At 72.4% G+C, this 11,477-nt stretch carries 11 protein-coding genes; 6 read left to right on the plus strand and 5 right to left on the minus strand.

Annotation, left to right across the window (positions count from 1 at the left end; translation table 11 throughout):
* Window positions 1-96: 96 nt before the first annotated feature.
* On the minus strand, window positions 97-1,515 hold the full coding sequence (locus ABT232_RS14880; protein ID WP_351840264.1) for a HEAT repeat domain-containing protein: 1,419 nt from the start codon (window positions 1,513-1,515) through the stop codon (window positions 97-99).
* 323 nt (window positions 1,516-1,838) lie between these two features.
* Window positions 1,839-2,231 (minus strand): ankyrin repeat domain-containing protein, encoded by a 393-nt coding sequence (locus tag ABT232_RS14885; RefSeq protein ID WP_351840266.1) that lies wholly within the window; start codon window positions 2,229-2,231, stop codon window positions 1,839-1,841.
* A 261-nt stretch (window positions 2,232-2,492) separates the two neighbouring features.
* On the opposite strand from ABT232_RS14885, the gene ABT232_RS14890 reads away from it, so the two are divergent.
* Window positions 2,493-2,687 (plus strand): hypothetical protein, encoded by a 195-nt coding sequence (locus ABT232_RS14890; RefSeq protein WP_015661880.1) that lies wholly within the window; start codon window positions 2,493-2,495, stop codon window positions 2,685-2,687.
* 40 nt (window positions 2,688-2,727) lie between these two features.
* A complete protein-coding gene (locus tag ABT232_RS14895; RefSeq protein ID WP_351840268.1) occupies window positions 2,728-4,515 on the plus strand; it encodes a hypothetical protein in 1,788 nt (595 codons plus the stop codon).
* Window positions 4,516-4,706: 191 nt separating this feature from the next.
* Here ABT232_RS14895 and ABT232_RS14900 read toward each other — a convergent pair whose 3' ends face one another.
* Entirely contained in the window at window positions 4,707-6,212 is a 1,506-nt protein-coding gene (locus ABT232_RS14900) for an SCO1417 family PLP biosynthesis transcription factor (RefSeq protein ID WP_351840270.1), read from the minus strand.
* 99 nt (window positions 6,213-6,311) lie between these two features.
* Between ABT232_RS14900 and yczE the strand changes: the two genes are divergently transcribed.
* The 4 genes from yczE (at window position 6,312) to ABT232_RS14920 (ending at window position 9,806) form a co-directional block, all read left to right on the plus strand.
* Window positions 6,312-6,974, plus strand: a complete 663-nt coding sequence (gene yczE / locus ABT232_RS14905; protein WP_351840272.1) for a membrane protein YczE — start codon at window positions 6,312-6,314, stop codon at window positions 6,972-6,974.
* A complete protein-coding gene (locus ABT232_RS14910; protein ID WP_351840274.1) occupies window positions 6,971-7,738 on the plus strand; it encodes a glycerophosphodiester phosphodiesterase family protein in 768 nt (255 codons plus the stop codon). The genes yczE and ABT232_RS14910 overlap by 4 nt, the downstream gene beginning before the upstream one ends.
* A 62-nt stretch (window positions 7,739-7,800) precedes the next feature.
* Window positions 7,801-9,153, plus strand: a complete 1,353-nt coding sequence (locus tag ABT232_RS14915; protein WP_351840276.1) for an MFS transporter — start codon at window positions 7,801-7,803, stop codon at window positions 9,151-9,153.
* Between the two features lie 278 nt (window positions 9,154-9,431).
* Complete coding sequence (locus tag ABT232_RS14920) at window positions 9,432-9,806, plus strand: RNA polymerase-binding protein RbpA (RefSeq protein WP_009187548.1); 375 nt, start codon at window positions 9,432-9,434, stop codon at window positions 9,804-9,806.
* A 156-nt stretch (window positions 9,807-9,962) separates the two neighbouring features.
* On the opposite strand, the gene fxsA is transcribed toward ABT232_RS14920, so the two are convergent.
* Together fxsA and ABT232_RS14930 are read right to left on the minus strand one after the other, a co-directional pair.
* On the minus strand, window positions 9,963-10,526 hold the full coding sequence (gene fxsA, locus ABT232_RS14925; protein WP_351840278.1) for an FxsA family membrane protein: 564 nt from the start codon (window positions 10,524-10,526) through the stop codon (window positions 9,963-9,965).
* Between the two features lie 43 nt (window positions 10,527-10,569).
* Window positions 10,570-11,370 (minus strand): polyprenol monophosphomannose synthase, encoded by an 801-nt coding sequence (locus tag ABT232_RS14930; RefSeq protein WP_351840280.1) that lies wholly within the window; start codon window positions 11,368-11,370, stop codon window positions 10,570-10,572.
* Window positions 11,371-11,477: the final 107 nt, after the last annotated feature.

Consider the following 11,477-nt stretch of genomic DNA (forward strand, 5'->3'; position numbering starts at 1 on the left):
CTACGACCCTCACCCGAGCCCTGACTTGATCCCGGTGCCAGCCCTGGCCTCAGCCCCGGCTTCAGCCTCGCCGCACCCCTCGCCCGCCCCGCCGCCTCACACAGCCGGCGCGTCCGGCCCGATGCGGCTGCGTACCGCCGTCTGGACCTCGGCCTCCTCGGCCGGATCCGCGGCGAGCCGGCGCAGTTGCTCCACGACCCGGGTGTCGCCGGTCTCGGCGTACCGGGCGGCGATCTCGCGGGTGGACTCCTCGCAGTCCCACAGGCACTCGACGGCGAAGCCGGCGGCGAAGGAGGGGTCGGTGGCGGCGAGCGCGCGGGCGGCGCGGCCGCGGAGGTGGGAGGAGGCGGTCTCCCGGTAGACGTGCCGCAGCACGGGTGCCGCGCAGGCGATGCCGAGCCGTCCGGCCCCGTCGACCAGGGTCCACAGGGTCGGCGCGTCGGGGCCCTCGCCCCGGACGGCCTCGCGCAGGGCGCCGAGGACCAGGTCACTGTCCTGCGCCCCGCCTCGGCAGGCCAGGACCCGGCCGGCGGCGGCGCCCAGCGCGTCGGGGCGGCGGGCCCAGCCGCGCGCCCGGTCGACGGCGGCGACACCGCGCATTCGTTCGAAGGCGTCGACGGCGGCCTCCACGACGGCCGACGAGCCGGTGGTCACGGCGGCGTCGATGAGATCGAGGGCGTCGGAGTCGTCGCTGTCGGCGAGATAGCGCAACGCGGTGCAGCGGGCGCCGTCGTCGCCGCCCTTGGCCGCCTGGACGATCTCCGGCCGGTCCTCCGGGCCGGCCACGGCCGACAGGCAGCGGGCGGCCGGGACGTGCAGGGCGGCACCGCGTTCGATGCCCTGCTGGGCCCATTCGAAGACGGCCTGCACGCTCCACCCCGGGCGGGGGCCGGTGGGCCGCATCTGCCGCTGCCAGCGGTCGAAGCACCCGGTCTCGTGGGCGGCCCGTACCCGCGTGGCGATCCACTCGCGCGAATCCTCGGCCCACAGCCGCCAGGGCCGGGGTTCGAAGGCGTCCCGGACGGCGGCGGCCAGCTCGGCGTCGCCCTCGGCGTCGGCCGGGAAGCGGGCCAGGACGGGCGCCGCGAGGGCGCGCAGCCCGGCGTCGTCGTCGCGCAGGGCGAGTTCGTCGAGGGCCCAGGCCCAGTTGGTGCCGTGGGCGGCGTACTCGCGCAGCAGTTCGAGCGCGTCGCGCCTGCCGTAGGAGGCGAGGTGGCCGAGGACGGCCAGCGCCAGTCCGGTGCGTGACTCGTCGTCGTCGACGATGTCGTCGGGGTCGAAGAGGTGCGCCTCGATCGCGTCCAGCTCGCCGTTCAGGTCGAGGTAGAGGCGAGCGTAGTAGAGGGAGCGGTTCTCCACCTGCCAGTCGTGGCGGGGGTCGCGCAGCACACAGTGGTTCAGGGCCGAGAGGGCCTCGGCCCGAGGGGCGGTGAGCGCGTGGAGCGTGCCGTCGCCGCGGCCCCGCTGGAGCAGGCCGAGCAGCGTACCGCTGGGCGCTATGACCGGATCGAACATGGGAAACAGCCTCACATCAAGCGTCGACGCAACCGGGAATGTGCCTTACCTGGCCGCGTGACAACACGTCGGGGCGCCCGCCGTCTCTTGCTTGCTGTAGACCATCTTCCTCTGCCTCTCGTCGGTGGCCCATGCGGACCGCATCACGGCCCGCGCGGTGCGGCAACACCTGCCCAGCCATCGCGTCCGTGAATCACGACGTCATGATGACTCGGCAGTTCTCGATGCCGCGACCGAAATATCCGGCGGCCCCGTACCGCCTCCCCCGTGGTCGTCGACCTGTCCGGTCGAAACGTGCGTTTTACCTGATCAGAAGCTGCGAATCAATTCGCGCCGAACAGCTTGAGCAGCTCGGCCTTGCCGAACATGCGAGCGGTGTCGACGGCGGACGGAGTGCCCGCGGCCGGGTCGGCGCCGCTCTCCAGCAGGGCCCGGATGACGTCTTCCTCACCCTTGAAGACGGCTCCGGCGAGCGGCGTCTGGCCCCGGTCGTTGATCCGGTCCGCCTCGGCGCCGCGGGCGAGCAGCGCCCGGACCGTGTCCGCGTGGCCGTGATAGGCGGCGAGCATCACCAGGGAGTCGCCCCGGTCGTTGGTGAGGTTGGCCGGCACGCCCGCGTCGACATACGCCACCAGCGGCTCCGTCTGGCCCTGCCGGGCCAGGTCGAAGATCTTCGTCGCCAGCTCCACGACCTCGGGGTCGGGGGCTTCACTCATCGGCCGGACCACCTCTCGCTACAACCGTTCGGGTGAATCGCCAGGGTACTGGCTCGCGCGGCACATGACCCGATGTGCCCGAGGTAAAGATCACCGGAGACCCGGTCGGGCGCAACACCCAAGCTCAAAGGCCTCAAGAGGACTCCGCCAGCCGGGGGAAATCCACCGAATTTCACCCAGTTGCACCTTTTATAGTATGGATACATCCTGTGATCCTGGAAGTACTCATGGTGACTGTCCCCACGAACCAGGAGATCTCAAATGATCCTGTCCATCTCAGGCGTGGTCCTGCTCGGCATCATCGTCTTCCTCTTCTTCAAGAAGGACGGACTCAAGGCGTCGCATGCCCTGGTGGCCGCACTCTTCGGCTTCTACCTCGCGAGCACGGCCATCGCGCCCAGCATCAAGGCCGGCGGCGAAAGCCTCGCGAGCCTCCTCGGCGGCATCAAGTTCTGACGTCCGTCCCGACATCCGTACGCACCTTCAGGAGACCGCAGTGGCTCGGCGCCCCCTCCCCCGCATCCTGAGCACAGGCAGCGCACAGATCGCCCGGAGCCGGGAGCTGGCCCGGACGGCGGCCGACAGTGCCACCGACGTCCTCCATCCACTGATCACGATCACCCGCGGAATGCGTCGGCTGGCGGCGGCCGGACGACGCAAGTGGGCCGAGACCCCCAAGGACAAGCGCGGGCCGCTGCTGTTCCTGGTGGCCTCGGTGATCCTGGCAGTGGCGCTCGTGCCGTACGGGCCGCTGCTCGCCGTCATCAGCCTGATGGCGGCGGCAGCCTGGCAGGGCAGAGACCGCACCCCGCCGGAACCCGAGGGGCCCGACGAGTCGCAGACGGAGCGGCTGAAGTCGTTGTACGAGGCCCTGGTCCCGTACTTCTCGACCACCGAGGACCCCGAGCCGCTCTACACCCACGGCGGCGACTGGGAGAAGACCTTCCCGGAGTACGAGTTCGACGGCTCGGGCCGGATCGCCGCCCTGGTGATCCGCTACCCGGCCTACTTCCCCGACGGCGAGCCCGAGTCCCGGGCCCGCGTCGAACACCTGCTCAGCGCCAAGGCGGGCCGCGGCCGCGAGTACCACTTCGCCTGGGACGAGGAGGGCAACCAGCTCACCGTCACCGTCCTGGCCCCGCTGCCCACCGACATCGCCGCCCAGCGATTCGTCACGGCCCCCGGCGAGACGGTCCTCGGCTTCACCGACCCCTCCGAGGTCCAGCGCACGCTCCCCCTCACCCACGGCGAGGAGCAGCGCGACGTCCCGCCGGTGGTCTGGCGCACCGGCATCCGCTCCACCGAGCCCCATCTGCTGGTCATGGGCCAGCCGGGCACCGGCACCTCCACCCTGGTGCGCTCCATCGCCCTCCAGGCCCTGCGGTACGGCGACGTCCTCATCGTCGAGGGCGGCGGCACCGGCGAGTACGCCTGCCTGACCGGGCGCGACGGCGTGCTGGCCGTGGAGTGCGGGCTGGCCGGGGCGCTGGCCAGCCTGGAGTGGGCCGCGACCGAGACCGAGCGCCGGCTGATCGCCGTCAACCGCGCCCGGCAGGAGGGCAACCCCCCGCCGGACGACACCAAGCGGCCGCTGTGGCTGCTGCTGGACCGGCCTACCGCGCTGGGCCACCTCTCCGTGGCCGACGGCCACAAAGATCCGCTGTCCCTGCTCCAGGTGCCGCTGCGGCACGGCCGCGCGGTGGGCGTCACCGTGGTGATCGCCGAGCAGTTCGACAGCCTGGACGCGCTGGGCGACGGCGTACGCCAGCACACCCGCGCGCGGGTCGTGCTCGGTCCGGCCACCGCCGACCAGCTCTCGTCGGTCCTGGGCGCCCGTTCGCACACCACACCGGTCTCCCATGTCCCGCCGGGCCGCGGCTACGCCCGGCTGGGCGCCGGTCCGGTGCTGCGGCTCCAGGTCCCGGCGACGCCCGACCCGTACGACGACGCGACCAGCGACACCCACCGGCAGGCCGTCCTCGACCTGCTGCCGCCGCGCACCACACCGGCGGACGCGGCACCGGAAGCCCTGACGCCGGAAGCCCTGTCGCCGGAAGCCCTGTCGCCGGACGCCTTGTCGCCGGAACCCCTGGCTTCGGAGGGCCTGGCCTCGGACGACCTGGCCTCGGAGGCCCTGACGCCGGAAGCCCTGACTCCGGCGGCCCTGACGAAGGCCGTGGAGACGGACTCCCTGGACGCGGAGACCCCGACGGAGGCGGACCCTGCTGCGGACCCCACACCGGAGCAGGTGCCCGCCAAGGCGGTAGCGGCGGAGAGCTCCTGAGAGGCCGGAGCACCCACGGAGGAACCAAAGAGGCGGGTCCGCACCTGCGGACCCGCCTCTTCCTCATCCGTCGACACACACGACGGCGCGGACGCCGACACACACCCCGACGCACGCCCCGAGACGCACCTAGGCACACCCCCCGAGACGCGGCCAGGCGCACTCCCCAGCCGCCGACGCCGCCGTCCGCCTCACGCGACGAACGTCCGCGGCGCCTCTCCGCCGGCCGTCCCGCCGCTCTCCACCAGCCGGGCCGCCGCGGCCAGCCGGACCGCGGCCTCCTCCGCCACCGCGCCGCCCACGGTGAACGGCAGCCGCACATAGCCCTCGAAGGCCCCGTCGACCCCGAAGCGCGGCCCGGACGGCACCCGCACCCCGACCCGCTCCCCCGCCTCGGCGAGCCGCGACCCGGACAGGCCCCCGGCACGCACCCAGAGGGTCAGTCCACCCCGCGGCACCTCGAACTCCCACCCAGGCAGCTCCCGCCGCACGGCGGTGACCAGGTCGTCCCGGTTCTCCCGCGCCTGCCCCCGCCGCAGCTCCACGGCCTGCTGCCAGCCACCGGTGCTGAACAGCCAGTGCACCGCCAGCTGCTCCAGCACCGGCGTGCCGAGGTCGGCGTAGGCGCGCGCGGCGACCAGGCTGCGGATGACGTCCGGCGCCGCCCGCACCCAGCCGATGCGCATCCCGGCCCAGAACGCCTTGCTGGCCGAGCCGACGGTGATCACCGTGGACCCGGCGGGGTCGAAGGAGCACACGGGCGGCGGCATCGCGCCCTCCATGGCGTCGTCCAGCCACAGCTCGCTCATGGTCTCGTCGGCGACCAGCACAGTCCCCGCCGACCGGGCCGCCTCCACCAGCCGCCGCCGCTGGTCCTCGTCGGCGAGCGCGCCGGTGGGGTTGTGGAAGTCGGCGACGACATAGGCGATCCGCGGCGCGGCGTCCCGCAGCACCTGCCGCCAGCGGTCCATGTCCCAGCCGGTCAGCCCCTCGGCCATCGCGACGGGCACCAGCCGGGCGCCGGCCTCCCGCATCAGCTGGAGGATGTTGGCGTACGACGGCGACTCCACGGCGATCCGCTCGCCGCGGCCCGCGAACAGATGGCAGATCGCGTCGATGGCACCCATCGCGCCGGTCGTCACCATGATCTGCTCGGGCATGGTGGAGATCCCGCGCGCGGTGTAGCGCTCGGCGATCATGGCGCGCAGGGCCGGCAGCCCGGCCGGATAGTCGCCGTGGGTGTGCGCGTACGGCGGCAGTTCCTCCAGGGCGCCCTGCACCGCGCGCGTGAGCCACGGTTCGGGCGCCGGCAGTGCCGCGCAGCCCAGGTCGATCATGGAGCCGAGCGCCTCGGGGGGCAGCGGTTCCAGACCCCGCGCGGGGAGCGGATTTCCGGCCGGTACGGCGGTCCAACTGCCGGCGCCGCGCCGGGACTCCAGGAAGCCCTCGGTGCGCAGCGCCTCGTACGCGGCGGCGACCGTCGTACGGCTCACGGACAGCGCGAGGGCCAGTTCGCGCTCGGCGGGCAGCCGGGCGGCCACCGGCACCCGGCCTTCGAGGACCAGCAGCCGTACGCCGTCGGCGAGTGCGCGGTAGGCGGGCGGGCGCCGGGTGCCGGGTCCGGCGGGGCGGTCTTGCTGGCTCTTGAGCAGCCGGGCAAGCTGTGCGGCACCCACCGCCGAAGTCCACTGGGCCATGGTTACCAGTCCACCTTCCCCGAATTGGCCATAGATGGGATTTCATCCCAAGCCACAGAGTGTCATGCGTCAGGCCACCACCACCAGCCAGGGGGCACGTTGTCCGCGCAGCCCGCACAGGGACATCTCACTCGTCGATTGATCCAGCTGTATGCCGGCCTCACGCTGTTCGGCGCCAGCTCGGCGCTCCTGGTGGAGGCGGGCCTCGGCCTGGAGCCGTGGGGCGTGCTCCACCAGGGCCTGGCCGAGCGCACCGGGCTGACGATCGGCGTGGTGTCGATCGTCATGGGGGCGGTGGTGCTGCTGCTGTGGATCCCGCTGCGCCAGCGCCCGGGTCTCGGCACGGTCTCCAACGTCTTCGTCGTCGGCCTCGCCATGGACGGCACCCTCGCCGTGGCCCCCGAGGCGGACTCGCTCCTGATCCGGGTCCCCACCCTCCTCGTCGGCGTCCTCCTCAACGGCGTCGCGACCGGCCTGTACATCGCCGCCCGCTTCGGTCCCGGGCCGCGCGACGGCCTGATGACCGGCCTGCACCGGCGCACCGGCCGCTCGATCCGCCTGATGCGGACCGCCGTCGAGGTCGTGGTGGTCGTCACCGGCTTCGCGCTGGGCGGCACCATCGGGGTCGGCACCCTGCTGTACGCGCTGGCGATCGGCCCGCTCGCCCAGCTCTTCCTGCGGGTGTTCGCCGTCCCGTCGGCAGCGGACGGCAGCACGGTCGTCGCCGGCGGGCAACCGCGGCGCGCGATACTGCGACCGTGACCTCACGCATACGTCATCCCTATCTCGACCATCCCGGCCCGATCCCCTTCGCCCACCGGGGCGGGGCGGCCGACGGCCTGGAGAACACGGTGCTCCAGTTCCGGCGCGCGGTGGAGACGGGCTACCGGTACATCGAGACCGATGTACACACCACGCGGGACGGCAAGGTCGTCGCCTTCCACGACGCCACGCTGGACCGGGTCACCGACGGGGCGGGCCGGATCGCGGACCTGCCGTGGGCCGAGGTGCGGCAGGCGCGCGTGGGCGGCAGCGAACCGGTGCCGCTCTTCGAGGAGCTGCTGGAGACCTTCCCCGAGGTCCGCTGGAACGTGGACCTCAAGGCCGAGCCGGCCCTGCTCCCCTTCCTGGACCTGGTCGCCCGCACCGACGCCTGGGACCGGATCTGTGTCGGCTCGTTCTCCGAGGCCCGGGTGGTGCGGGCGCAGCGCCTGGCCGGACCGCGCCTGGCGACCTCGTACGGCACGCGGGGCGTGCTGAATCTGCGGCTGCGCTCCTGGGGCGTCCCAGCCGCGCTGCGCCGCTCGGCCGTCGCCGCCCAGGTGCCCGAGCACCAGTCCGGCATCCAGGTGGTGGACCACCGCTTCGTCCGCGCGGCCCATGCGCGCGGGCTCCAGGTGCACGTGTGGACGGTCAACGAACCGGAGCGGATGCACCGGCTCCTGGACCTCGGTGTCGATGGCATCATGACCGATCACATCGACACACTGCGCAAGGTCATGGAGGACCGGGGCGTCTGGGCCTGACCCGGCCGGCCCGCCGTCGCACCGGACCCGCGCGGCACCTGCACGGGGAAGCGAGGGCACGGGTGGGCGACGACACCGTGCGCACCGGCACGACGGAGGCGGACGAGTCCGCGGCGCGGCGGCGCGAGCAGCGCGGCTGGTACTTCTACGACTGGGCCTGCTCCGTCTACTCGACGAGCGTGCTCACCGTGTTCCTCGGCCCCTATCTCACCTCGGTCGCGGAGTCGGCGGCGGACGCGGACGGGTTCGTCCATCCGCTGGGCGTCCCGGTGCGCGCCGGGTCCTTCTTCGCCTACGCGGTGTCCCTGTCGGTGATCGTGGCCATCCTGGCGATGCCCCTGGTGGGCGCCGCCGCCGACCGCACCGGCCGCAAGAAGCCCCTGCTGGCGATCGCCGCCTACCTGGGCGCCGCGGCGACCGCGGGCATGTTCTTCCTCTCCGGCGACCGCTATCTGCTCGGCGGGCTGCTGCTGGTGGTGGCGAACGCGGCGCAGTCGGTGGCGATGATGCTCTACAACTCCTACCTGCCCCAGATCGCGCCGCCCGCGGAGCGCGACGCGGTCTCCTCGCGCGGCTGGGCCTTCGGATACGCGGCCGGAGCGCTGGTCCTGGTCGGGAATCTGGTCCTCTACCAGGCCCACGACTCCTTCGGCCTGTCCGAGGGCGAGGCCGTCCGCATCTGTCTGGCCTCGGCCGGGCTGTGGTGGGGAGCGTTCGCGCTGATCCCGCTCCGGCGCCTGCGCGACCGTCCGTCCCGCGAGCCCGCGGCGGCCCTGCCCGGCCATCGGCAGCTCATGGCGACCCTGCGCGACATGCGCCGCCATCCGCTGACCCTGGCGTTCCTGCTGGCGTACCTCGTCTACAACGACGGCATCCAGACGGTGATCTCCCAGGCCTCCCTCTACGGCTCCGAGGAGCTGGGCCTCGGCCAGTCGACGCTGATCACGGCCGTGCTGCTGGTGCAGGTGCTGGCGGTCGCGGGCGCGCTGGCCCTGGGCCGGCTGGCGCGGCGGTACGGCGCCCAGCGCACGGTGCTCGGCTCCCTGGTGGCCTGGACCGTGATCCTCGCCACGGGCTATGTGCTGCCCGCCGGGGAGCCGGTGTGGTTCTTCGCGCTGGCCGCCGGGATCGGCCTGGTCCTCGGCGGCAGCCAGGCGCTGTCCCGCTCGCTGTTCTCGCATCTGGTCCCGCCCGGCAAGGAGGCCGAGTACTTCTCGGCCTACGAGCTGAGCGACCGCGGCATGAGCTGGCTGGGCCCCCTGCTCTTCGGTCTGACCTACCAGCTCACCGGCAGCTACCGGGACGCGATCATCTCGCTGGTGGCCTTCTTCGTGCTGGGATTCGTCCTGCTCGCGCGGGTACCCGTACGGCGAGCGATCCGCGACGCGGGCAACCCGGTTCCCGAAAGGATTTAGCACTCGGCGCGAAAGGGCTGTAGTGTACGCGTTTGGCCTGCCAGGCGTACCGTTACTGCGCGTCAAAGATATTTAAACGCAAGGTGACATCTCCCAACAGATGTGACAAACCGGGCGCCTGTGGGTACTGCACTGGTTGACAAGGCTGCGGCTACGACGGCGACGCATGACCCGGAACGGGACTCGGATCGGGAATCTTTACCGCCGACCGGACGTTGACCGGATGACGACGACAGCGACACCTGTCCTGTGGGCGACAAGCCCGGGAGGCACGATTCATGAGTGAGCGAGCTCTTCGCGGCACGCGCCTCGTGGTGACCAGCTACGAGACGGACCGCGGCATCGACCTGGCCCCGCGCCAGGCCGTGGAGTACGCATGCGAGAAGGGGCACCGTTTTGAGATGCCCTTCTCGGTCGAGGCGGAGATTCCGCCGGAGTGGGAGTGCAAGGTCTGCGGGGCCCCAGCACTCCTCGTGGACGGCGATGGCCCGGAGGAGAAGAAGGCCAAGCCTGCGCGAACGCATTGGGACATGCTGATGGAGCGGCGCACCCGCGAGGAACTCGAAGAGGTCCTCGAGGAGCGGCTTGCCGTACTGCGTTCCGGCGCGATGAACATCGCCGTTCATCCCCGGGACAGCCGCAAGTCGGCATAGTCCCTGAGCGGGGCCTGGCCCGACAACCAGCGCATACGACCGCGGGCGCCGTACGTGACTCACGTACGGCGCCCGCGGTCGTTCCCGTCTCCCGGCCCGGCCGGGCCGGCCGTGCGCCCGGCCGCGTCCGGCGAGTTCAGCGGGGTTCAGCGGTCCTCAGCGATTGAGCGGCGGGTACTGCCCCGAAGGCGTGTCCCCGGCGGTGCCGGGCTCGTCCCGAATGACCTCGCCCTGGACGACCTTGCCGTCGGGGCGGTGGATACGGGCCTGCTGGAAGGCGTCGCCCAGGCTGCCGGGGGCGACCCGGCGCAGCCTGCGGTCCATCGCCCGCTCCGCGTACCGCCCCAGGGCCTTCTGGACCGGCGGGACGAGCAGCAGCAGACCGAGGGCGTCCGAGATCAGACCGGGGAGCATCAGCAGCAGCCCGCCCAGCATCATCAGGCCACTGCCGCCACCGCTGGAGGGTGCCGTGCCGCGCTGGAGCGCTTCGTTGAGATTCTGGAAGGCGCGCCGGCCGGCCCGCTTGATCACCACGGCGCCGAGCACGAATCCGGCAAGGAGCAGCAGGAAGACGGTGAACCCGCTCGCGGCGCTCGCGACCATCGTCAGCAGCCAGATCTCCAGCACCAGCCACGCCGCGACGGCCAGCGGCAGCGCGGTGCGCAGCCGGGAGCGCCGCGGCCGGGTGGTGGGAGCAGGGGTCGAAGCGCCAGTCGTCATGCGTCCAGTGTGCCCGGCCCCGGCTCAGCGGGGGATAAGGGCCCTACCGCTTGGCCGGCCCGACCCGTTCCTTGAGCTTGCCGACCCGCTCCCCCACGCCCCAGGACGTGACCCGCCACAGCGCCTCGACGAGGATGTCGCGGCTCATCTTGGAGTCGCCCAGCTCGCGCTCGACGAAGGTGATCGGGACCTCGACCACGTGGTAGCCGGCCTTGACCGCGCGGCGGGCGAGGTCGACCTGGAAGCAGTAGCCCTGGGAGGCGACCTCGTCGAGGCCCAGACCCTCCAGGGTCTCGCGGCGGAAGGCCCGGTAGCCGCCGGTGATGTCGCGCAGCGGCAGGTCGAGCGCGAGGCGGGAGTAGAGACTGCCGCCACGGGAGATGATCTCGCGGGACTTGGGCCAGTTCACCACCCGGCCGCCCGGCACCCAGCGGGAGCCGAGCACCAGGTCGGCGCCCTTGAGCGCGGTCAGCAGGCGGGGCAGTTCCTCGGGCTGGTGGGAGCCGTCGGCGTCCATCTCGATCAGCACGCCGTAGCCGTGCTCCATGCCCCAGCGGAAGCCGGCGAGGTAGGCGGCGCCCAGGCCTTCCTTGCCCTTGCGGTGCAGGACCTGGACATGGTCGTCGGCGGCGGCGAGTTCGTCGGCGAGCTTGCCGGTGCCGTCGGGGCTGTTGTCGTCGGCCACCAGCACGTGCGCCTCGGGGACCGCCTCACGCACCCGGCCGACGATCGTCCTGATGTTCTCCGCCTCGTTGTAGGTCGGAATGATCACCAAGGCCGTGCCGAGCGGGCCGAAGCGTCTCCCCTGGGCCGTGGCCTCGAGGGTCCCGTCGCCGTCGTTCACTGCTGCCCCTTCATGTCCGTGCGCAGGGGTCCACCATAGTGGCCGCGGCCTGCGATGACGTGACAGGACGTACCTGTCGTGGTGTCGGGCCGCCGGGAGCGGGGTAT

The sequence above is a fragment of the Streptomyces sp. NPDC001532 genome, from assembly GCF_040298625.1.
GTDB lineage: Bacteria > Actinomycetota > Actinomycetes > Streptomycetales > Streptomycetaceae > Streptomyces.

Excerpts from the sequence above, each read along its gene's own strand:
- ABT232_RS14885 (WP_351840266.1), bottom strand. The coding sequence starts at position 2,231 with ATGAGTGAAGCCCCCGACCCCGAGGTCGTGGAGCTGGCGACGAAGATC.
- ABT232_RS14900 (WP_351840270.1), bottom strand. The coding sequence starts at position 6,212 with ATGGCCCAGTGGACTTCGGCGGTGGGTGCCGCACAGCTTGCCCGGCTG.
- ABT232_RS14920 (WP_009187548.1), top strand. The coding sequence starts at position 9,432 with ATGAGTGAGCGAGCTCTTCGCGGCACGCGCCTCGTGGTGACCAGCTAC.
- fxsA (WP_351840278.1), bottom strand. The coding sequence starts at position 10,526 with ATGACGACTGGCGCTTCGACCCCTGCTCCCACCACCCGGCCGCGGCGC.
- ABT232_RS14880 (WP_351840264.1), bottom strand. The coding sequence starts at position 1,515 with ATGTTCGATCCGGTCATAGCGCCCAGCGGTACGCTGCTCGGCCTGCTC.
- ABT232_RS14890 (WP_015661880.1), top strand. The coding sequence starts at position 2,493 with ATGATCCTGTCCATCTCAGGCGTGGTCCTGCTCGGCATCATCGTCTTC.